General features: G+C 57.8%; 13 protein-coding genes and 1 tRNA gene. 3 read left to right on the top strand and 11 right to left on the bottom strand.

What is annotated here, in order from left to right:
• Positions 1-10 precede the first annotated feature (10 nt).
• The 3 genes from FOY56_RS21140 to FOY56_RS21130 are packed head-to-tail and all read right to left on the bottom strand — an operon-like array spanning position 11 to position 4,231.
• Entirely contained in the window at positions 11-1,708 is a 1,698-nt protein-coding gene (locus tag FOY56_RS21140) for a hypothetical protein (protein WP_146348147.1), read from the bottom strand.
• A complete protein-coding gene (locus FOY56_RS21135) occupies positions 1,695-2,780 on the bottom strand; it encodes a caspase family protein (protein WP_146348146.1) in 1,086 nt (361 codons plus the stop codon). Before FOY56_RS21135 ends, FOY56_RS21140 begins: the two co-directional genes overlap by 14 nt.
• 8 nt (positions 2,781-2,788) lie before the next feature.
• Positions 2,789-4,231 (bottom strand): hypothetical protein, encoded by a 1,443-nt coding sequence (locus FOY56_RS21130; RefSeq protein WP_146348145.1) that lies wholly within the window; start codon positions 4,229-4,231, stop codon positions 2,789-2,791.
• Positions 4,232-4,831: 600 nt separating this feature from the next.
• Between FOY56_RS21130 and FOY56_RS21125 the strand changes: the two genes are divergently transcribed.
• A complete protein-coding gene (locus FOY56_RS21125) occupies positions 4,832-5,725 on the top strand; it encodes a DMT family transporter (RefSeq protein WP_146348144.1) in 894 nt (297 codons plus the stop codon).
• 185 nt (positions 5,726-5,910) lie between these two features.
• Here the strand turns inward: FOY56_RS21125 and FOY56_RS21120 are convergent, their stop codons facing one another.
• The 4 genes from FOY56_RS21120 to FOY56_RS21105 form a co-directional block, all read right to left on the bottom strand.
• Positions 5,911-6,768, bottom strand: a complete 858-nt coding sequence (locus FOY56_RS21120) for a class I SAM-dependent methyltransferase (RefSeq protein WP_146348143.1) — start codon at positions 6,766-6,768, stop codon at positions 5,911-5,913.
• A 12-nt stretch (positions 6,769-6,780) separates the two neighbouring features.
• Entirely contained in the window at positions 6,781-7,050 is a 270-nt protein-coding gene (locus tag FOY56_RS21115; RefSeq protein ID WP_146348142.1) for a phosphopantetheine-binding protein, read from the bottom strand.
• Entirely contained in the window at positions 7,050-8,573 is a 1,524-nt protein-coding gene (locus FOY56_RS21110) for an AMP-binding protein (RefSeq protein WP_146348141.1), read from the bottom strand. The genes FOY56_RS21115 and FOY56_RS21110 overlap by 1 nt, the downstream gene beginning before the upstream one ends.
• Positions 8,574-8,669: 96 nt before the next feature.
• On the bottom strand, positions 8,670-9,365 hold the full coding sequence (locus FOY56_RS21105) for a lysophospholipid acyltransferase family protein (protein WP_146348140.1): 696 nt from the start codon (positions 9,363-9,365) through the stop codon (positions 8,670-8,672).
• A gap of 407 nt (positions 9,366-9,772) precedes the next feature.
• Between FOY56_RS21105 and FOY56_RS21100 the strand changes: the two genes are divergently transcribed.
• Entirely contained in the window at positions 9,773-10,708 is a 936-nt protein-coding gene (locus tag FOY56_RS21100; RefSeq protein ID WP_146348139.1) for an aminotransferase class IV, read from the top strand.
• A 421-nt stretch (positions 10,709-11,129) separates the two neighbouring features.
• On the top strand, positions 11,130-11,975 hold the full coding sequence (locus tag FOY56_RS21095; RefSeq protein ID WP_146348138.1) for a sulfotransferase family protein: 846 nt from the start codon (positions 11,130-11,132) through the stop codon (positions 11,973-11,975).
• A gap of 137 nt (positions 11,976-12,112) precedes the next feature.
• Here FOY56_RS21095 and FOY56_RS21090 read toward each other — a convergent pair whose 3' ends face one another.
• From FOY56_RS21090 to FOY56_RS21075, 4 genes are all read right to left on the bottom strand, one after another.
• Positions 12,113-13,807 (bottom strand): calcium-binding protein, encoded by a 1,695-nt coding sequence (locus FOY56_RS21090; protein ID WP_146348137.1) that lies wholly within the window; start codon positions 13,805-13,807, stop codon positions 12,113-12,115.
• A 264-nt stretch (positions 13,808-14,071) separates the two neighbouring features.
• Positions 14,072-20,968 carry an autotransporter outer membrane beta-barrel domain-containing protein gene (locus FOY56_RS21085; protein ID WP_186766418.1) on the bottom strand — a complete coding sequence of 2,299 codons (6,897 nt, stop codon included), beginning with the start codon at positions 20,966-20,968 and terminating at the stop codon, positions 14,072-14,074.
• 607 nt (positions 20,969-21,575) lie between these two features.
• Positions 21,576-21,652, bottom strand: a tRNA-Met gene (locus tag FOY56_RS21080).
• A gap of 104 nt (positions 21,653-21,756) precedes the next feature.
• Positions 21,757-22,677, bottom strand: coding sequence for a hypothetical protein (locus FOY56_RS21075; RefSeq protein WP_186766417.1), 921 nt, complete (start codon positions 22,675-22,677; stop codon positions 21,757-21,759).
• Positions 22,678-22,785: the final 108 nt, after the last annotated feature.

Below are 22,785 nucleotides of genomic sequence, written 5' to 3'. Positions count from 1 at the left end.
CGTCCAACGGCTATGAACGATTGACGAGGTCAGTTGCGCGTTTGACGCTGGCAAGTGGGACACTGGCAGCGCGCGCGACCGCCTTGGGGTCAAAGTCATCGCCATCAGACTTCATTTGATCCTGAACCATCGCCACCAACCAGCTGGGGATGCTTGTGTCGGGTTCCATCACCTGTGGTTCCGGCGTCCGCGGCTGCGACCCGCGCCTTAACCTGTGTGCGAGATCACGAACTTGGTCACGAAGGTCTATGATCTGCGGTTGAAGCTGTATTTCGAACTCGGGCATGTCCCTGGCAATCGACTCCAGGATGACCGGAAAGCTCTTGGTCTGCCCCCCAAGCAAATCGCCCAGACTATCATCCGCAGTAATCGAATTGGTACTGCGCGCGATTTGGCGGGCAATTGCCCGTTTGATGGCGGGATAGAGCTTCTGTCGGCTTGGGGCTGCCTCAACCCCGAGCGCGGGCGCGTCCTTGTTCACCAAACTGGCGACGTCCTGATCCCAGACCGACCACGCCCCATCGGCATATGATGAATTGGCCGCAGACTCGAGCCATGAACCCGGCGCGATAAGCTCGGGCAGGTCAAGACTGGCCCGGACAAGGCTGTTCAGCCCGCTCCGCAGCATCGGCGGGAAGCTCAAAGGAAGATACCCCTCAAGCGTTGTGCCAAAAGCCCTGGACGCCGCCGCGTTCAAATCATCGATGGATTTAGGCATGCCGCCTTCTTCGCGTTCCTGTGCCAGAAGCAGAAGGGCGATGACGTCAACCGACCCTTCAAGCAGCCGCCACAGGTTCTTCAGCACCTGCCGTTCGAGTCTTTCGCTTTTCTTCGGGCCAAGAAAATGCGCATGCGCGCCAATCAATCCATGAAACGGATGCCCGAACTTACCATAGATTGCCTCGCGTCGAAGATCATCAGACAGAAGATCCAGCCGCATGCCCAGACCCTGAATCGCAGCGTCAATATGCTGAGTGAACTTGTCATCCGGATTGTACCCCTCGTTGCGGCGGCACATATCGACGCTTGCGGCGGACAGCCTGGGCCGGGTCTCATACGGCACGAAGACCAGAGTGTCGAACTTCTTTCGGGCCAGCAAGATGGGCAACGACACCGCGTGCGTGTCTTCGAAATGGGAAAGGATATAGTTTCCGGGATCAAGCCTGGCTGAAAAAACGACCCAGCCTTCAGAGGTATTACCCTGAACCCTGTCGGGTTCGAACCGGGTGACCAGCGTACCATCTTCTTTGAACAGCGCGAGGGATTGGGCCGGCCGAATACCTGACTGATCGCCGTCACCGGTCGAGCGAACAAGGATCATCAGAAGCGGATCATCAGGACCGGCGGCGGGATTGTCCCATGTCGCGCGACGGCTGAATTCATAGCCTGCAGCCTGAAGGAATTCATGAGTGTTTGCGGTATCACTTGACGGCATGGCGGAATGACGTCGCGGGATCGGGATTTCCTTCTCGTCGTCCTTTTCGTGCAGGAACACGATATCATCGCCGATCTCGCCCAGTCGTTCAGCCCGCACCGAGTAAATCCCGGGCGGCAAACCCAGTGTTATCTTGCCAAAAGCCTGACCGACCTTAAGACCGTGGCCGTCAAAGACTGTAAGCCGGGTGTCATAATCGCAGCCGCCGACATAATCGTCGACGGCCTTCAGTTCGATCTTGGGCGGCAGCAGGAGGTTGTCAGAATGTGTCATGTTTACCCTCCATCGCCGGAAGAAAAACGAAAGCCCGCTGCTGGTCGTTTCCGTCGTCGATCAGCAGGTACATCGCATTCGGTTCAAGGTTCACCTTCCACGGCCCGGTAGATGTGTCGCCATCCCGAAGGGGATTGGCATCGGCATCAACCAACCGGACAGGGCCGACGCGCGCGTCACTGAAACGGATCTCAAAATTGGTCTGGTCACCAGCGGCGGGGCTGATCGGCTTGGTATCGCCACCCGCCGCCCCAAAGACCACATCGTCCGAGAAGAGAGTCGGCGAGCGGCGCGGAATCTGGCGGCGGCTCTTGCCGTCGGCCAGTTGCGGAACCCGGTATTCCAGATGATCCCAGAGCGTTTCAGCACCGACTCCTCCGCCTGCCCTGCCCGACCCCTTCTGCAGCCCTTCAAGCAGCGCAGTGGTGAAATAGCCATGCACTTCGGGTTCGGCATCCTCAGGGGCGTCATCCAGTTGTCCTTCAAAGGCGCGGCGCATGGGCTCGGCTGCGAAATAGACCATCTTGTTGACGTGGTCGAACCCATCGAGCGGCGTGGTGCACCCCACGGTGCTATTTATCGCCCGCACCTTGATCGCAGGGACCCGGCAGCAATCGAGGAACATCACGATTTCCTGGAACGGCATACAGGTCTGTACCACATTCGGATAACTGTCTGCATTCAGCGCAGCGTGGGGCATCGTCTGCGACCATTGCGGCAGGCAAAGCGATTGATCGTATGTGACCGCATCCGCACCAACAACCGACTGGCCATGACCTGAAAAGAAGAAATAGAACCGCCTTCCACCGCCAGCATCGCGCGCCATCGTCCACAGCTCATCCAGAACAAGATCGACAGTCATCTGGGTCAGCGCCATCGGGTCGCCCTGAGACGTGATCAACCGGCAGTGATCGGGGTCCAGCCCTCCTCCGGTTTCCTGATCAATCAGCCAGGCGTGAAACAGTTTGGCATCACGCACCGCCCCCCTAAGATTGCGCCCGTTCTTGCCATAGCGGGGATAGTCGTCGATCCCCACCACGATGGCATAATCTCTGGGTTGCGGATTGGTCACGAACGATCCTAAGCAGTGCTGACAAGATGGGTGAGAGACGCGCGGGTCAAATCGTCATTGTCGAAATCGCCGTGTTTTTTCGATGTGCTCTTGAGGCCCTCTGAAGCACCTGACGCGGTGACCGAAAGCACCACGCGATCTTCACCCGCAGCCATAAGCCAGCCTGCCGTTTCGACCAGGAAAGCAGCACCGAAAGGCGCTGTGCCTGTCCAGAAACGCTGCATGCCCGCGATGGGCATGTCGGCCTCGTCTTCGAGCACGCCGGAAATCAGGTAAAGCAGCGAGCGGGTGTAAACCATTTTCACAAGGTGGTCGCCCTCTTCGAAGGGGTTGCTCATCGTGAACATGCGAAAAGCCTCGAACCGATCGGGGTGTTTCACAATCTCAACATACATAAGCTGCGTGACACAGGCAGGCGCCAGAAAGGCAATGTTCCGGATCTTCGGCAGCGTACCCGCGGCAGCCGAAGCCCTCAGCATGTGACAAATCGCGATCGAACCAGCGCTGTGCCCGACAAGATCAACCTTGAAATCAGGATTTGCGGCCTGATGCGCCGCGAGCCGTTCCAGAAAATACGTGCCCGGATGCGAACTTTCGCCGATTACCGGCCCGTTGGGCAGCCACATTTCGGCGGCAACATCTTTCATCCGGCTCCATGTCCAGGCACCGAAATCAGCCAAATAGAATTCGCGCAAAATCTCTTCGATGACGGTGGGGTAAAGCCCATGATCGCGCTTTTGCATATAGCGCTTGATCACGTGGTACGTGATCTTGGCCAGATATTTCGCGACCTGGTAAAGCGAAAGGCCCCGCCCGTCTTCGTCGCGCAGTTCCTGATCCACCTCAGGTTCAAGATGGGTGTCACCCGCAAGCTCGGAGAAGTCCGAGTCGGCAAGCTCGGCATCACCTTGAAGCTCAAGCAGGTATTCCATTTCCATCTCACCGAGGGCGAATTCAAGATCCGCCTCATCCAGCGCGGCAGCACCATCGCGGGCAGTGGCATCGAAGTCTTCGAACTTCTCGATACGCGACAGTTCGGCCTCGATCTCGACCATCGTCATGGGTTCGCCCGGGCCACGGCCCGAGATGTCGGCGCCCAGACGCTTGGTGAGCTGGCGAAAGGCATAGCGGACGAGCTTTTGAAACAGTTTCGTTTCGTTAATTCGCAACAGATTGCGGCTCAGGGTCTCAATAAGACCAGTTTCCCAGATAAACGTAACAGCATGCGCGCCGCCCGCTTCAAAAACCGGCTGCATTGAGCGCGCGATGGTCGCCCCCTTGCCCTCGTTCACGAGCCCTCCATGAAAATGCACGGCAAGCTTGCTGGCACCCGTTTCGGAAAGATGTTCGAACAAAGCGTCGATATCGGCAGGCGTCGTATGAAGGTTGCCGCTTGGTTTGAACGTGCCTCGTGGGCCTACATTTATGTAATTCAGTTTTGAAAATGTCATATTGTCCTCATACGGGAAGATGAAAAAGCGAAGACACAATCCCTCTATGCGAGAGTAGCAAACCAATCGATTTGTTCAAAGTCAGAATTTTCTTAGGAATCTGCTGATCGTGTTTTGTTAAAACTGGGCTTCTTCTGTCTTCGGCTGAAAGCTTCAGGTGCGCCTTATACTTGGTCTCCATTTGACGCTTGGCCTTCAGACTGACGGAAGTGGCAGCCAAGAAATGCATCGGTCAACACCGCTAAGAACGGTCCAAATGATGCAATTTGAATATATTTTTATTTTAGACAGGAAATCATGGCGCAGACTGGTTAGTTCGAAACGGCTCGCAAAGCCAAAACCTACGATTAGCTGTTCACAAATCATATATCCCAACTGCGCCCAATGCGTTCAGGGGCAAATCTGAGTAACTCGTGCCCCCAGACCCCAGTCAACTACTGTGCCTGATTGGCGCAGGATTTGCGGCGCGCAGCACCCCCTCGGTTATCAGGCCTGTTGGCTTGGAATCCTTTTTTGCATTGGCTTGTCTCTCGGCAGGTAAGTGCCTAGTGCTGGGGTGTCGGAATTTCCGAAGTTAGCATGAGACCGAGCGAAGCTTAGATGCCCACCAGCTCCCCTTCAAATGTCACGGGCTATGCTGCTGCATGGACCATCGTGTTGGTCTGGTCGTTCTGGCTGATCGTAAGCCGTGTTGCCAATCAAAGTGGGCTGACGATCTATGATCTGGCCGCGATGCGCTATGGTCTGGCGTCGGTGGTGGCATTGCCCCTTTGCCTTTACTACAAGCCTTGGCGGGGGCTTCGCCTGACGCAGGTCGCCCTGCTCTCGTTCATTTTGGGGCCGGTCTATATCCTCACTGTGTTTTCAGGGTTTCTCTATGCGCCCGCAGCTCATGGGGGGATATTCATGAACGGGGTGCTGCCTCTGATCAGTATCCTTTTCGGGCTTCTCCTGTTTCGCGCGCTGCCCAGGTTTCAGCAGGTTCTGGGCGCGGCCCTGATCCTTGTCTCTGCAATCGTGCTGGCATGGGACACGAGCGTGACCAACCATCAGGATGCATGGATCGGTGATCTGCTCTTTGTGATCGGGGCAATCTTTTTCTCGTCTTACATCATCTTGTCAGAGCGTTGGAAGCTGAGCGCGATGCAAATCATCTTTTGCGGGACAATCGTTAACGCCGTCCTGTATCTGCCAGTCTGGGCGCTTTGGCTGCCCTCGGGTCTGTCTGATGCGCCTTTGGGTCCGTTATTGCTGCAGGCTGTTTATCAAGGCTTTGTGCCAAATCTTCTTGGTCTTCTCTTCATCGCCCATGCCTCGCGGACGATCGGAAATGGCAACACCTCTGCCATCCTTGCCGCGGTGCCGGGTGTGGGCGCCATTTTGGGCGCTCTGATCCTGAGCGAGAGCCTTGGCCTGATCAGCATCTCGGCGCTGGTGCTCTTGACCGTTGGATTGTTGATAAGCGTGCACAAAAGAAAACTGCCGCCAGCCTGAATTCCGATTTCATTTATCGAAGGCACCAACTTCACTGACGGTGCCAAAGTGATCGAGGCCAATGAAACCTGCGTTGCCTGAAACAGCTTATTCTCAAATCACAGAACAAAGGACGGCCGCATGTTCAGAACCCTACTCGGGGACGTGTTTTGAGCGGGTCGCTATGATGTCACCCCCCAAGAACCCTATCGGCCCCGACGCCGAAACACGAACCGGCACAGGTAAAACCGGCGACGCCGATACAGCAGCGACCCGCCGACACAACTGTCGAGATAGAACTTGAACCTTTCCTCACCGACAATATCGATGGCCTGTTCCCGGTTGGCCCTCAGCCCTTTGGCCCATTCGGCCAGCGTGGTGCCATAATCTTCGGGGCGGTTCTCCATCGACATCAGTTCCAGATGCGGATGCGCTGCTTCGACCACTTCGGCGATTTCGGGCAAATCGCTTTCGGGAAAAATCTCGTGGATGCGGTTCATGTCCCGTTCGACTTGCCCGGCATCGCCCCAGGTCATCGTCTGCAGCGACAGCCGTCCGTCGCGCGTCAACCATTCGGCACACCGCCGAAACAGCTCGGAATAGACGTCCAACCGCTCTTCCCGAGTCATGCCCGGTTTAACAAAATGCTCAAAAGCGCCGACACTGACGATTGAATCGTAAGGTTCCTCGGGGTGGTGGTGCTCATAGCTTTCCAGAGCCGCGGACACATTGGGAAGCCCGAGTGACGAGATGTATTTCTGCTGAAGCGGGCTAAGCGTGAGACCATGCGCCGAACCTGCACCGCGCAGTTCAACTGCGGATTTCAGAAGCGTGCCCCAGCCGCATCCGATATCAAGCATCCGGTGGCCCTTTTCGACCCCTGCAGCATCCAGATGGTAATTGATCTTATCGGCCTGCGCCTCGTCCAGTGTCATGTCGGAGCGGGTAAACCGGGCCGCAGTGTAGGTCATGCTTTTGCCAAGCCACAGCGCGAAGAAATCGGCCGGCATGTCATAGTGAAACTCGATGGCGTCGCGAGAAGCGCCGGAATTCGTTTCGGTCATAAGAACCTCCCCTTAGGCCAGCGCGTTCATTTGCTGCGTGATACTCGCAACGGTCGTGTCGAAATCCAGAAAATCATCGGGTAACGGGATACCTGACTCGGTCTCCAGCTGATCGATAAGGGCAACTCCACCAATCGAATCTATACCCAGTGTTTCCACCGTATCAGCGCCCGTGATCGTGCCTGTCACCAGATGTGCAGGCAGTTCTTCGTTCTTGGCCAGTTCGCGCAGAACGCCAATCACACGTTCTTCGGTCCAATTCGCACTGCTCTGCTGAGTCATCAAACCAATCCTTCCCTGTAAAGCGCCGCCGCCTTCTGGCGCATGAGTTTCCCGCTTGAGGTGCGCGGCAGGCGCCCCCCTTTCACGTTTCTTATGACATCGACCTGCAGGCCCAGTTCCTTGGTGACCGCAGCGGCCACGCTTCGGACCTGTTCATCGCCCCAGTCGCGGGATTCAACAAGCAGGACAATTTCTTCTTTGCCGATATCCGGGCGTTGACTGGCAAACGCTGCCGCCCGGCCGGTTCTAAGGCCCAAAGCATCCTCGGCGATGGCTTCGACAACAGTGGCGGGAAAGCTCTCGGCACCGCGTTTCAGCACGTCTTTCGTACGTCCCGTGATATAGATCCGCCCGGCCGTTTCAAATCCCAGATCGCCGGTGTCAAACCAGGCCTCCGGCGCAAAACTATCCAAACCCAGATACCCTTGCATCACCGACGGCCCCCGCACCATGATCTGACCTTGGGTCCCGGTCGCAACAGGTGATCCAGCCTCATCCACGATCTGCAATTCCATGTCGGGCAAGGGTGGGCCGCAAGAAATGAATCCGTTCTGCTCTGACCAAGGCTCGCCCGGAATGCCGCATGAAATGCCGACCACGGTTTCCGCCATGCCATACGTGGGTTGCAGAACGCCTTGGGCCAACCCTGCATCGGCGTAAGTGTCCTCAAATCCCTTGAGGATCGTGGGGAACACCATTTCGCCGCCGATCCAGGCATAGCGCCAAGAACTGAGGTCAATGTTCTGCGCTTTCCTGCGGGACAGCAGTTTGAGAGCGGTCGGGGGGGCGGTCGAAATCGTGCCGCCAAACCGCGAGATCGTTTCCAGCCACGCAGTCGGGCGGCGCACGAAATGATCCGTTTCCATCAGAACAATATCGGCGCCACGGCTGAGCGGCAGCAGAACCGCCATCAATCCCATGTCGTGGTACAGCGGTGCCCAGGACACCATACAGTCAGCGCTGGTCAATTCCGTTCGCTCGGCGATGGCATTCAGATTGGCCATCAGCTGGCCAAATCGAACGACTGCGCCCTTGGCGCCTCCGGTGCTGCCGGACGTGAACTGGATAAAGGCCATATCGTCCGGACCGCGCCCAGCGATCAATGCGTCAGGGTCGCTGGTTTCATCTACCTCTGCGTCCAACGCGGGTAGTTCCAGAACGTCGACTGTGCCAGCCAGAACGTCGGGCAACTCAGCGCCAGCCCCTTTGAGCAAAAGCTTTGGCTGCAGAACCGACCAGACATCATCGACCCTAAGCTGCGATCGCTCGGTGTTCGAGCGCCCGGCAAAGGAGGGAAGAACACAGAACGTGGCCCCTGCGGCCCAGCACCCGAACATCGCGGCAACTTGGTTTTCCCCTTCGGTCAACCACATTGCAACGCGATCACCGGGTAAAACGCCCTGTGCTTTCAGAAGTTCAGCGATCAGAGCGCTGCGTCCAGCGATGATCCTACCGGGAACTTCCCGACCTTCAGGACAGGATTTTCCAACAAATCTGAAGTTTTCTGGCCAGATGAAATTCATGTGGTGTGGTCTTTGCCCTGCGATCCAAAATCCAATCGAGCTTGCTCGAAAACTGGCGCGGGTTCAATGGACGTTCCGACGCAGCGCACAGAGAGGTCACTCCGCCGAGCAAAGTCGCCCCGTCGCACGGTCTGTTTCATCCGTTACGGCATCTAGCGCGGATTGGAGGTTCGCGCGCAGTGTTTCAGCTTCCGTTTCATCGATTGAACGCGGGATGCTTACGGTCCATTCCTGACAGCGGAACACGCCGCGTGTCCACAAGGCGGGCACCCACATCTGATCCCAGGTCGGCAAGGCGTGAACGCGGCGGGCTGAAAAGCTGACCAGAAAAACTCGTTTCTGAGATGCACGGGCCCACAAAAGTGGAACGTCAGAGGCGACCCGCGCCGGGCCTCGCGGGCCATCGGCGGTGATCCCGATGGAAACACCCTGTCGTATCTTGCCCATCACTTCGCGGGTCAGCGCGATGTGGCGCTTGTGCGACGACATGGAAATTGTCCCAAGACCAAATCGTTCCACCACGCGACCGGCGAGTTGTCCGGCTCGGCCCGTGGATGTAAACGTGCATATTGGCCCAAGTTTCGGATCAAATAAGAAGGGGGCCATCATCAGTCGCTGGTGCCAAAGCACAACAATGACCGGCTCGTTCTGACGCACAGCGTTTTCCATCTCTTCGAACCCGGTGCGGTCCCATTTTGACGTTTTGTACGCGATGCTGATCCATGCGGCCAAAACGGCTTCGACACTACGATTCAACCACGCACTGTCCGCAATTCTTCGTCTGATGCTCATCCAGCCACCTGTGCAACTCATCGCATCACTAAGTATTCCAAGCCGCTACGCAATCCCCTTTCCAGCAGAAGCGACGACGAACAGTGCAATTGCCCCGGGGCGACATGATTGCAACATCCAGCCGGTACCGTGCCAAAAGAAGCTTAAACCGATCAGCTTGCTTGGCGTATGTTTTGGGCAATGCTGGATTTTGGAACCTTAAATCGCAGCCACTGAACACTGAACGCAAGCCCGTCGTTTCGCGAAATCAAGGCCCCGCAGACTCTCCTCATCGATAGCGCCGGCATCAATGCCCCTCTCTGCAGCGTCTTGCGGATGCACATACCAGCGTTGGAAACAGCTCTGGCATGTTTGAATTATCTATACGAAAGTACGCCCTTGTCGCCAAAAGCAAAGCCAATAGCCCCATGACCCAAGATACCCCACTCACAACCCATGATTCCGACGAAGACGTGCGCAACCGCGATATCAAAATCTATGTGAACGGCGATATCGTACATCGCGATGATGCCAAGGTGTCGGTCTATGACAGTGGCTTCATGTTGGGCGATGGAATGTGGGAAGGCATGCGTCTGTATGATGGTGTATGGGCGTTCTTTGACGAACATATGGACCGGCTCTTTAACTCCTGCAAAGCCGTGTCTCTTGATGTCGGCATGGACAAGGCAGGCATTCTTGACGCCTTGACCCAAACTGCCAAGGCCAACGGGATGACCACGGATGTGCATTGTCGCCTGATGCTGACGCGCGGCGTCAAGGTGAAGCCGTTTCAACACCCGTCACTCAGCCGCACAGGGCCGACGCTGGTCATCATTATGGAACACTCCAAACCCGTGGACGGGCTGCACAAAAAGGGCATTCGGCTGGCGACCGTTCCACAAGTGCGCGGATTGCCGATGTCGCAAGATGCGAAATACAACTCTCATTCCAAACTCAACTGCGTGGTTGCCTGCCTTCAAGCCGAACAGGCCGGGGCAGACGAAGGGTTGATGCTGGACCCGCATGGATTTGTGAACACCACCAATGCCTGCAATTTCTTCATCGTGCGCCGGGGTGAGGTTTGGACCTCAACCGGGGATTACTGCATGAACGGCGTCACACGGCAAAAGGTGATCGACCTATGCCGTGCAAATGGCATTCCGGTGTTTGAGAAAAACTATTCGCTGTACGAAGCCTACGGTGCGGACGAGGCGTTTCTAACCGGTACATTTGGTGCGCAAACACCGGTGGCCGAAATTGACGGCAAGCCCATCGGCACGGGTGATCGCCCCGTCATGGCGAAAATCCAAGCCATCTACAAACAGTTGATCCAAGAGAATACCGCAAGTCCCGCAAGTCACTAGGTCGTGTTAACAAACCGGATTCCCACTGACCATTGATCGCGTTTCCACCTGGCATCAGCAATTGAGGCCAGCTTGGCACGAGCTCGATGACGGACGAGACGTGGAAACACGATATCTCTTGCAGGATATGCAGCCGGTTCTGCCTGCCGGGCCATCAGACGCTCAAAACCATGATACGGGCTACCGGTTGTCGCTTTGGTTTCATCGAAAGACGCCCCCCTACTTTGGGGGATCAGACATTGATCAACTCCGGGTGGGTTGCCGCCAAGGGGCTGGGCTCTAAAAACCTGTTACCATTTGCAAAACCGGGGGAACCCCCACAGTATAAGTCTACACCGCGCGTGCGGGTTCATCCGTCAGATAGATCTGCTCAGACGGATCTGGTTATAAATCACCTCCGTGAAGTATTGGAAAAACACAAATGACCACCAAGACCTATCACTTTATCTCTGGTCTTCCACGGTCCGGCTCGACGTTGCTGGGGGCGATCCTGCGTCAGAACCCGCGGTTTTCGGCCGGCATGTCCAGCCCGATTGCCAGCCTGTTCGAAGGGATCGTCAGCCAGGTCTCAGCCGGGACCGAACTGTCGCGCATGGTTGACGGGCCGCAGCGTGAGCGGCTGTTGCGGGGGCTGTTCGATAGCTATTATGCCGACAACCCCTCCGAGGTGATCTTTGACACCAACCGGGCCTGGACGGCCAAGATCCCGGAACTGATGGCCCTCTATCCAGAGGCAAAGTTCATCTGCTGTGTGCGCAATGTGGCCTGGGTGATGGATTCACTTGAACGCCAATTCCGCAGCAAGACGTTTGAGAATACCGGCCTGTTTTCCAACCCTGCCGAACGCGCGACGGTGTATACAAGGACCGAGGCGCTGGCCTCGCCGAACCGCTTGGTGGGTTTCGGCTACCAGGCGCTGCGCGAGGCCTGTTGGGGCGACTATGCCAACCGTGTCGTGATTGTCGATTACGACATGCTGGTGGCCCGCCCCGCCGACGTGATGGGGCTGATCTATGACTTTGTCGGCGAAGAGCGGTTCGCGCATGATTTCAACGCAGTCACCTATGATGCGCCCGCCTTTGACGAACAGCTTGGCCTGGACGGGCTGCACCGGGTGCGCGCCAAGGTCGAGCCGAGCCCGCGCAAGACCATCCTGCCGCCCGATGTGTTCGAGAAATACGCCGGGCTGTCGTTCTGGCAAGACCTGCAGAACTGCGCGGCGTTTCGCATCGTTGCCAAACCGCAAGAGGCCAGCGCGAAACCCTGATCCGCACAGCGGCCCAGTTTTGGCAGGTGCCGCCACCAATTCGCTTTCGGTCAATCACCAGATCGAAACGTGCTGGGCGCCCTGCCTTGGCGAAGGCTCTTCCAAGCTAGGCTGTTGGGGACGTCAAAACCCGCGCTTCACAACAAAAAGTCGCTTTCGGTCAGCCCTGTGACGCCAATCACGACCACGCGCATGTCAGCTATTGTGTCCCCGTCCACATCGGCGAATATCGAGGTGTTTCCGTTTGCGGTCTCGATGATGCGGATCTCGGGGCCGTCTCCGGTAAAGACCGACGTTCCGACGAAATCAAAAATCGCAGGGCTGACGGCCCGGAAATTGAGCAGGTCTTCGCCCTGAACGAAGTCGTAAATCCTGTCCGCCCCGGTCCCCGTCAGGCTGTCGTCGGAAGACTGATAGATGAACGTGTCGTTGTCCGCCCCGCCATACAGAAGATCTGCGCCAAGGCCTCCGGCGACCCTGTCATTGCCATCACCACCCTGTATCAGATCAACTCCGTTTCCACCCAGAAGTACATCGTTTCCTGATCCGCCCTGCAGGTCGTCATCCTGAAGACCACCGTCGATCCTGTCGGCTCCGGACCCGCCAAGCATGACATCGCGACCATTGCCGCCAAACAACTGGTCGTTGCCGAGGTTGCCGTTGATGGTATCGCGGCCACCAAGCCCATAGATGATATCGTTGCCGCCGTTGCCTGTCAGAGTCTCAGCCACATTGGTGCCGATGATCAGATCCGGGCCATTGCTTCCGGGGCTACTGCTGGATTGCAGTTCCAGCGCCCCGAGGTCGCTGATATTCGCGCCGTTGTTCGCAATATCCAGAATATCAAGCCGTGCCTGGCCCGCCGCATCCGTCGCCGGGGCCGCCGTGTCATCCCCGGCGTCCAATGCCGGGTTCAACAGGTCGGCCCTTAGCGCAATGGTCTGAACCGGCCCGCCATTGTCAGCCAACAGCCCGCCCGACCCATCCAGCGCCGCGAACACATCCGCCGCCGTCTCGCCGCCCGCTCCGGTGAGCGAGTTGGCTGCGGAAACCCCTCCAAATACCTCTGCCCCCAAATAGGCGTAGTTCCCCAGCACGATACTGTTGGTCATGGTCGCGGAGCCCCTGTTGTATATCCCGCCACCGTACATAGCGTCATTGCCGCTGAGCGTACTGTTTGCCAGCGTCATGGTGCCCCTGTTGTCTATCCCGCCGCCAAAATAGAAAAATGCTGTATTGCCGCTGATGGTGCTGTTGGTCAGCGCCATGGTGCCATTGTTGAATATCCCGCCCCCGGTAAGCGAAAAATTGTTGCTGATGGTGCTGTTCTCGACCACCAAGGTGCCATGGTTGCCTATCCCGCCCCCATACCATGCCGAATTGCCACTGATCGTGCTGTTGGTGACCGATAAGGTGCCCCTGTTGTGTATCCCGCCGCCGTCAAAATACTCCGAATTGCCGCTGACCGTGCTGTTGGTCAGATCAACTGTGGCACCACTGGCAACATAAAAGCCGCTATCATCCCCCTCGGTGATCGTCAGAGCGTTCAGAGTCGACATGCCGCTGACTGCATTGAACACCCGCGACATGCTGTTGCCAGAGATCGTGATGTCCGCCACATCGTCCCCGTCGATATCTCCATCAATGATCACGTCGCTTGTAAGAAAAAGTTCGTTCCCATCCAAGGTGATCGTTTGCCCCGAAAGCCCTGCATCAAAGGTAATCGTGTCCGCACCCGCCGATGCGTCCGCCAGCACAAGCGCCTCGCGCAAGCTCGTGACGCCGTCATCCGCCACTGTGTCGTCAATCGTCGTTACGATAAAATCAGCCATTGAAAGACCCTCCAGCTTCAGAAAGCATTCCGGAATCAGAATGTCTATCTTTGATAGCTGACGCCAACTTGCGTCATCGTCAAGGATTCCGAGCTCGGCTTATGGTTGTCGGCAAAGTTCAGCCCATACCAAACCTGAGTGAAACAGGCAGGGAAGACGCACTTTCCGGCGGTCCAAGCTGGCGAGCAGCTCAACGCAAACAGCCCACGCACCTTTGGTACATGGGCTGTCGTGTTTCAGGCCGCAATCTGGCGTGGCGCAGGTTCAGAACCGGGTGGTCAGTCCAAATGCCAGCGCATGACTGTCAAAGCCGCCCCCGAACGCGCCATTGTATTCGATCCGTGCTTCGAACGTTTCTGACCGCGACAAGGAAACACCCAGAGCAATGCGCCCCAACTGGTCGGCCATCGGGACAGTGGTCGAAAACTGACCGGCTCCGACGGGTGCCAGATCCAGCCGTGAATGCGTTGTCCAGCTATCCGCATCCGACAGGCTGACGCCGACATTCATGAACATCAGCATCTGCATGGAATTGGCCAGCGTCACATCGCGGCCAAATTCAACCGAGGGTGTGATCGTGGCCGTGGTTTGGGATTGGTCGTACACCTGAAGGTTGAAGATGCCCGCCCCCGTTTCCGTGTATCCCGAGGCCATGGTTCGAACCAGATCCAAATCCACAGCCGGGCGAATATATCCCCATGGGTTTTCAAAGGTGTAACTGCCCCTGATGCGCGCGCCGTAGGTTTCGATATGTGTGCGCCCTTGCGCCGTCGAAACATAGGACGGAATGTTGACCGTACGCTTCAGATCATAGTCGCCATAGCTCGCGGTCACCGCACCGGACAGCGCGAAGTTGCCGAATGCCTTGCCTGCGGCAGCGGCCAGATAGCCGGTATCCCCATCAGCGGTGGATAGACCATCATTGGCATCATACGAGCTGCGTTCATACCCAACGGCGACGCCGATGGTCCAGTCTGACGGCAGATTGGTGCGCGCGCCCGCGTTGATGACATACTGGTCACCGCTATATCCGCCCAAACCGTCCTGATTGAAATCAGTGCCGCGGATATCGAACCATGCACAATCATCCTCACCGTTTCGGAAGGTTGATCGCGTTCTACCCTGGCAGAACAACGCACCGTCCATCCGGGTTTGGGCCAAGGTGGTCTGGGCCGCAGCCGCAGCCTCGGCCCCGCCCGGCGCCAGCGACGTCAGCCCCGCCGAATAACTCGCCTCACCATTTTCCGTGGCCGAAAGACTGCTGAAATCGGCCAGGAAGGTTTCGAAATTCGCTGCTCCCAGCTCAAAGATTTCATCCAGATGCCGCCCCACTTGCCGTTGATTGGAATTCATCGAACCAAAGGCAGTTCCAAAGCGGGTCTTGTTGACGGACACCGATGCCTGATTGCCGACAAACGTGAGATCGTAATCCACGGTTGGGGTGTCTTCTACATCCACCTCCCCGCTCAGATTACCGGTCACGGACAAAAGCGTAAGTTTCCGCCGTGGCGCAAGCGTCACCGGGTCAATCCTGATCGACCCAGACAATTCGGCATCGCCAGCGATCTCGACCCGGTTTGTCATTCCATTGCTGAAATCAGACGCAAATACCAATGCCCCGGTCGAGGATTGCGAGAAATCGCCCAGGAATCGTACAACATTGTCGGAACCGGCGGCAGCCAACTGCATCCTGGCGGACAGTGCCGAAGTGGTCGGCACAGCGCCTGACACGACGATATCGCCCGCGTTCACCACATCTGCACCGACCGTTGCGTCAACATTCCACGTGCCGCCAGCTTGGTTATTGACTGTACCACCGGTGGAGCCGTCTTCGTTTACGAAAAGAACATCGCCGTTAAGTGTTCCTGAATTGTTGACTGTCAAATAAGATCCATACGTTCCCGAAAAATCAGAGTTGTATCGCACCGCGTAACCGCGCGTTCCGTCGTCGGTCGATCCGCCTGCAGACACTGATCCTGTTTCAGAAATGTTGAGAACGTTTTCATCTCCAAAAGACACAAAGACGCCAGCCCCTTCGTCTGTCCCGCCTGTCACCGCACCGTTGACGTTGATCTCAACCTTCTGATCGCTTTCAACACCCACCGACTGCCCAAAAATACCGATCGAATTTTCGCCATTCACCGTCAGGGTGTTGCTTTGCGTGACTGTCACGGTTCCACCGTTGCCGTTGGTTCCGCCTGCCGTTCCGGCGTACAGAACTCCGTCGTTACCAGACAGTCCACCGCCGCCACCAATAGACTGTGCGATGACCCCGTAAGCTGCGTCGCCGTGGGTTGTGATATTGGCCGATACGGTCACATCAACGGCTTCCCCGCTTCCTGACCCGTTGGTCGTCTCATAACCGGGATAGGTTGTATCCAGCGTCGGGCCAGACAGATCGCCTGCGATGCCCCCGCCACCGCCAATAGACTGTGCAATGATTGCGTGCGATCCATTCCCATGGGTCGTGAGCGAGCCGCTCGACAGTTCGACCGAGACACTGCCGCCATCTCCGCCAGCGCCATCATCCGCGTTGAATTCGACGCTGGCAATGCTGGACGAGTCGGTTGTGCCAGCGATCCCGCCACCGCCACCGATGGACTGGGCGACAATCCCAAAGGCGCGGTCGCCCGAGGTCGAAAAGAGGCCGCCAGTGCTGATGTCAACGGTGCCGCCGTTGCCCGCGGAGCCACCTGTTCCGCCAACTGTAACTTCAAGGTCCAGATCCAGATCGACGTCAATGACGGTGTCCGTTTCTGCCGCAGCACCGACACCGCCATACCCACCGCCGCCGCCAATGGATTGCGCCATCAGGGCATAGGCATCATCTCCTGTCGTGGTGATATCGACATAGCTGGCGTCATCAACCGTGACATTGCCGCCATTGCCTGCAGACCCGCCGCTACCGCCATAACCACCACCGACCGAGATCCCCCCCGAAAGACCGATCGAGATCAGGCCTCCGGCACCGATGGACACGCCCTTGGCACCGGCGGCCGTGGCTGTCGCGCCTTGCCCGCCGCCGCCGCCGATGGATTGCAACATTGCGCCATGCGCCGCAGTCCCGCCTGTGGAAATGGCCGTTCCGATGCCGGTTGCATCGTTGAAGAACACATCCACTGCGCCGCCATTGCCACCGGCACCGCCGCTGCCGCCGATTGCATAGTTTATCGCAACTGTCTGGTTGCCGTCCCCGGCTGTCGCCGTTCCGCCAGCCCCGCCGCCGCCGCCAATCGATTGGGCGAGGATGCCGTCGGAAAAGTCACCCAGCGTCGTAATTTTCCCGGCATGGGTCAGGTCGACCGCACTGGCGTTGCCGCCAGTTCCGCCCGAGCCGCCAATCGACGCCGAAATACCAATCGTTGCGTCAACTGCGAGTGCGTATCGCGGCAGGCTGGGTCCCGACTCATTGGCGGACTCATTGCCAGCCGAGCCGCCCAGACCACCACCACCACCGATGGATTGTGCAACGACCCCGTCCGCGTCATTGCCCGTTGTGTTGATAAAGCCGCCCGTGGTCAGGTTCACTGCTCCACCTGTGTTGCCGTCGCCCGCCGTTGCCCCAAGGTTCAGGGTGACCGATCCGGAGGCATTGAATTTCAGGACATTATTCGGGTCTGCGCCTTCCTTCTTTTGGATGTTCAGCGCTTCTGCCAGGGTAAAGCCTGACGCTTTCAAACCGATGGTGCTGCCCTGGCCCGTGCCACCGCCGCCACCGATGGACTGTGCCACGACACCGCGTGCACCGGACCCTGTGGTGCTGATCACGCTGTCTTTTGCCAGATCGACTTCGACTGTCGACCCCGTGCCGCCGCTGCCGCCTTTGCCGCCCAACCCGACATCTGCACTGACGTTCAGCCCGCGACCGATCTTGTCATTTGTCGCATTGCCGGTCCCGCCATCGCCGCCACCGCCGCCAATGGATTGGGCCACGATACCGTTGGCATTGGCGCCCGCCGTAGACACCGAAGACGTGCCATCAACAGAAACCGTGACCGTGCTCCCGGCCCCGCCCGAGCCGCCAGCCCGCCCCAATGAGGCCGAGATATCGGCAGACACGGTATTGGGCACGCCAATGCTGCCAGAAAACGCATCGCCCGAGCCGCCATCGCCCCCACCGCCACCAACGGACTGGGCCAGAATGCCATGTGCACCATCCCCGCCCGTCGCAACAGTCGATCCGTTCGACAGCTCGACTTCGGACGCCCCGCCATAGCCACCGGTGCCGCTGGACCCGCCGATCGCGAACGAGCCCGAGACGGCAACGGATTCCCCCTCGCCGGTTGGAACCGCCAGGGTCATGGCATCAGCCGTCGAACTGCCGCCTGTGCCGCCGCCTCCGCCAATCGACTGAACCGAAATTCCGTGCGATGAACTTGCGCTCGCGCCCAACGCCAGGCCGGTCGTGTCGTAACCGGTTTGCACCGCGGTCCCGCTGAGCGTTGCTGTGGCGGCTTCGGCATTGCCGCCGCTGCCCGCGCCGCCGCCAATTGCGATGACCTCGGTAAATCCGATTGCAGCGTCATACCCGCTGGCTGCACCACCTGTACCACCGCCCCCGCCGATGGATTGCACAAGGATTGCCCCGGCCGAAGCACCACTGGTCGTGATTGTGCTGTCCGTCAGCTGAACTGTGCTTGAGCCGCCGTTCAATCCGCCACCTGCGGTGCCGCCCACGACGATGGAAACCGGCACTTCGCCATCCAGCGCCGTCGAATTGCCGCCATTTCCGCCGCCACCGCCTATGGACTGCGCAACGATGCCTTTGGCATTTCCGCCAGTTGTCGAAAGGGTCAGCGAGTCAAACGCCGCCAAGGCTGTGCTACCGTTGCCACCGCCGCCAGCCGAGCCACCGATCTGGATCGAGACCACTTCAACAGCGCCCCCCGACTGAACATCGCCACCATTGCCGCCACCGCCACCGATGGACTGAACAACGGCTCCATGCGCAAAGTCTCCGGTCGTTGCAATGCCGCTGCTGGCCTGTTGGGGCGCGATCGAGCCTGTATCCGTTGGTTCTGTCGGGCACCCGTCATAAGTGTTCGCGATACAGGCAACGCCACCGTTGCCGCCGCCAGACCCGCTGCCGCCAACGCCAACGCCAACTCCGGCAGAGACGTCGATAACATCGCCGCCGTTACCGCCACCGCCGCCAATGGACTGTGATACGATGCCATAAGCATGGTCACCTGCCGTCTGGATGTCGCCCCCCACGGCAAAGACCTGCGCTGTGCCGCCATTGCCACCGGTGCTGCCGCTGCCGCCAATGGTAAAGATCCCGTCGGCCCCGCCGCCGGTGCCGCCGCCGCCGCCAATCGACTGCATCGTAATGCCAATCGACGATGCACCTGTTGTGGTGATGTCGCCCGAATTGGTCACATACGACGAAGCTGTATTGTTACTGCCACTGCCTGCAGTCCCGCCCACGGCCAGAACGCCGTCTGCTGTCCCTGCCGCGCCGCCGCCACCTGACAGCGATTGTGCAAGGATGCCGACCGCATAATCTCCGGTGGTATCGATCTCGCCGGTGTTGTTGATCGAAACCACACCGCCCGCACCACCGCCGCCGCCATCGCCGCCCAGTTCCAATGTCAGACCGGCACCGATACCACCGGTACCACCTGACCCGCCGATGGACTGGCCAAGCAGACCATAGGCGTGATCTCCGCTCGTGGTGATCTGAGCTCCGGTTGTCAAAGTCGCGGTGTTCGCGTTGCCGCCATTGCCGCCGTTGCCGCCTGACCCGGACAGAACACCAGTAAAGTCTTCGCCGGTGCCGCCGCCGCCACCGATTGAGTGGAACGTCATGCCGATTGCATAATCACCCTGCGTGGTGATTTGCGTCCCTTCGGTCGCATATACTCCAACGGCGCCCGCATTTCCGCCTGTGCCCGCAGATCCGGCATTGCTTCCGCCGATGCCGCCCACGGATTGGGCCAAAATGCCATACGCGGTGTCATTCTGCGTTTCAATTCGGGATGTCCCTGTAAAATCGACCTGGATTTGCCCGCCGTACCCACCATTGCCACCGCTGGACCGCGAGTCTCCATTGCCGTTGCCGCCAACGCCCCCTTCGCTGCGGGCCACGATACCTGAAATACCCTCGCCCGAGGTTGAAATCGTGCCGCCCTGCATGTTGACCGTCAGAACGCCGGCATTGCCATCCGTGTTGACGCTGGCGCCACCGCCAACGCCTCCGGACGCTTTATCACTGGATTCCCCGCCTTGGCCGCCAATTGACAAAGCCTTGATCCCGGCAGATTCGCCCGGTTCGCTGCTCCCGGTCTGAACAATCGTAATATCCGCGTTGTTGGTCACGGTAACAACGCGTCCTTCTTCGCCTTTGCCGCCATTGTCGCTGTTGTCGTATGACTTGGTGCCTGCGCCGCCCTCGCTTTTTGCAAAAATGCCGTGCACGCCGTAAGACCCGGAGGATACTTCGTCATAGTACACAGACAAATCGCCGGTGTTGGTGAGGTCGATGGTGCTCCCGGATCCGCCGTTTCCGTTGTCGTCACCACCGGTTTTGCCGATGCCTTGCACGTTGATTGCCCGTCCGACATTGGCCCCCCTGATCGCGCTGTCCGAAGAGCCAAGGCTGATCGCACCAGAGTTCGTGATGGTCATTTGTTTGGCATCGCCAGAACTGCCGCCTTTTTCGTCACCGACCCCCCCGCTCTGATCGCCGCCGTTTCCGGCATAGCTGCGGGCGTTGATCCCATACACCCCGACATCCAGGTCGATCGTCGCGCTGCTTTCAATATTGATGACGCCCGAGTTCGTTACCGTCACCTGACCTCCGTCACCGCCGCGGCCACCATCCGTGCCGTTCTTGTCAGGCTCGGTGCCATCGCCGCCCTGGCTCCACACGCGAATTCCCGTGGCTTCGCCCTGGCTGGCATCCTGCGCAGTGGTCCCCGTCATTGTAATGCTGCCGCTGTTATCAACCGTCAGGTTCCCGCCCGCGATGCCATCGGGATTACTTCCCGTCCCGTCATCCCCGTAAACATCCAACAGAATTCCGTAGTTCCCGTAAGACAGGTCGCTGTTGGGTGTAAGCGCTGCGTCGTTGTTGATCGTATAGGTTGCTTGTGACGACGTCGTGGTGTCTGAGACCGAGATGTTCGATACACCATCCGCATCCGTGACTGTGCAGGTCACAGACCCGCCGCTGACCACTGATGCGCACTGCCCGAACGCCGGTGAAGACACACAAAGAGCCAAAAGCGAAACCGACGTCAGCATGCCTATCTGACGCTGAAGAGGCTTCTCCGAGTATGTTGAAACAGAAGTACCGATGCGGTGTTGAAGCCGAATATGACGGGTCATGAAATAAGCTCGCAAATTACTTGTGACGTTATCGGCTAACTTGACCGGAAAACTCAGGTAACCAAAAGCAAATTCGGATGGATTTTGCATTGCGGTGGGTAAAATGACTGTTTCCTGTATAGCTGTGGTGAAAGCGTGACCCGCAACAGGTGAGCCGTCAGGCCGACAATCCGGCGTCTGACCTGCTCCCGTGCGAGACCGTAACCAAAGGGTCGCTCTGTTCTCGACTTGACGCGACAAGCGATGAAGAGAAGCCGTTTCAGCGAAGAATGTAAGTAGGGAACATTGAAGCTCAAACAGAGCTTTGCTGCAGCGAGTTCGGTGTCAGCCGGAACGTGTTTCACACGTTCTGCGGTTGCGTCGTTGCAGCTTCAGTCAGTATCTTTAGGCGTTTCCCAAAAGAAAATCGCCCGCTGCATTTCTGCTGCGGGCGTTTTTTTGGTTGCGGGAGTAGGATTTGAACCTACGACCTTCAGGTTATGAGCCTGACGAGCTACCGGGCTGCTCCATCCCGCGCCAATTCGCGTAATGAACTAAGTCGTTTGGAACCGGACTGCAAGGGTATGTGCCCCAGTTTTATTCCAAAAATACGACATTTGATCGATTAGTCAGACACCGTTTCAGCGGCGAATAGCCCTTGGATGGCCGCAAGGCATAGCCGCCAAGGGAAACCGCGGCGGCTCATGGTGAAACGCTGCGTCATCCCGTTCATGGAAATGGTCTCCGGCTTTGTCTTGATCGACAAAGAAAGCATTAACACCCATCAGATCACATCCCACGAGGCGCTGCGATTTGCTCCGTCCCAGTGTTTCCAGATGCTTCAAAGACGCACCGAAATAGTTATCCCCCGCCCATATTTCCGGTCCATCTAATGGAACACACCAGTCGACCTCCGGTGGTACTCCGGCATTGTACTCGATACAGGTCACTTCAGCTTTTGTTTTGATGGCACGCCATATGTGATGAGTGTGCATATCGACATCCACTGACAGAAAGCCGATGTTGTCACCTACATTTCCGTCTATCAGAACCTCATTGATGTTTTCGGGCGACACAAACGCCTCGATCACTTTCAACTTGCCAGCACCAATTTCCCGGGCGAAATTCTGCCGGGCGGCGGCTGCTGATGTCGGATCTCCTTCGACCCACAATCCGGTCCACCCCAACTCCAGAAGAAGGCGTGTGTTGCATTCGTTGCCGTCTTCAACCCCAATTTCCACGAAGGTCTGTGGCTGTGGATGGATGCGATGAAAGATTTCGGACAGGATAGAGTCTTCAAAACTCTGGGAATACATACGAACGGCCGATTTCATGATCCCCTTCGGACCATCCCGCTCGATACGACGGGCCAAAACCGCGTCCAGCAGAGTAAATGCTGTAGCCGAGGCGTCACGTTGGATCGATGCAACCGGGTTTAGACGGGTGCTTGTGTGGTCGGCTTTTGCCGCTGACAGACGATTGAACAGTCGCATCACGCTTTTGACCCGATTTTCCGAATTGAACCAGAAGTTACGCGCACATTGACGGTTGTCAAGCTGCACAAAAATCAGTTTTGAATATGAGGAGGAGGCAATCGTATTGAGAGATATGGAGTTCTTTTTAGGTTTGGCAGTGACCTACTCTCCCACACCTTAAGATGCAGTACCATC

The sequence above is a fragment of the Falsiphaeobacter marinintestinus genome (genome assembly GCF_007923355.1).
In the GTDB taxonomy this organism is placed as follows: domain Bacteria; phylum Pseudomonadota; class Alphaproteobacteria; order Rhodobacterales; family Rhodobacteraceae; genus Phaeobacter_A; species Phaeobacter_A marinintestinus.
Note: the sequence above shows the minus strand (reverse complement) of the source record. Positions and strands in the feature narration are given on the sequence as shown.

Excerpts from the sequence above, each read along its gene's own strand:
- FOY56_RS21110 (WP_146348141.1), bottom strand. The coding sequence starts at position 8,573 with ATGAATTTCATCTGGCCAGAAAACTTCAGATTTGTTGGAAAATCCTGT.
- FOY56_RS21090 (WP_146348137.1), bottom strand. The coding sequence starts at position 13,807 with ATGGCTGATTTTATCGTAACGACGATTGACGACACAGTGGCGGATGAC.
- FOY56_RS21105 (WP_146348140.1), bottom strand. The coding sequence starts at position 9,365 with ATGAGCATCAGACGAAGAATTGCGGACAGTGCGTGGTTGAATCGTAGT.
- FOY56_RS21125 (WP_146348144.1), top strand. The coding sequence starts at position 4,832 with ATGCCCACCAGCTCCCCTTCAAATGTCACGGGCTATGCTGCTGCATGG.
- FOY56_RS21100 (WP_146348139.1), top strand. The coding sequence starts at position 9,773 with ATGACCCAAGATACCCCACTCACAACCCATGATTCCGACGAAGACGTG.
- FOY56_RS21115 (WP_146348142.1), bottom strand. The coding sequence starts at position 7,050 with ATGACTCAGCAGAGCAGTGCGAATTGGACCGAAGAACGTGTGATTGGC.
- FOY56_RS21120 (WP_146348143.1), bottom strand. The coding sequence starts at position 6,768 with ATGACCGAAACGAATTCCGGCGCTTCTCGCGACGCCATCGAGTTTCAC.
- FOY56_RS21095 (WP_146348138.1), top strand. The coding sequence starts at position 11,130 with ATGACCACCAAGACCTATCACTTTATCTCTGGTCTTCCACGGTCCGGC.
- FOY56_RS21130 (WP_146348145.1), bottom strand. The coding sequence starts at position 4,231 with ATGACATTTTCAAAACTGAATTACATAAATGTAGGCCCACGAGGCACG.
- FOY56_RS21140 (WP_146348147.1), bottom strand. The coding sequence starts at position 1,708 with ATGACACATTCTGACAACCTCCTGCTGCCGCCCAAGATCGAACTGAAG.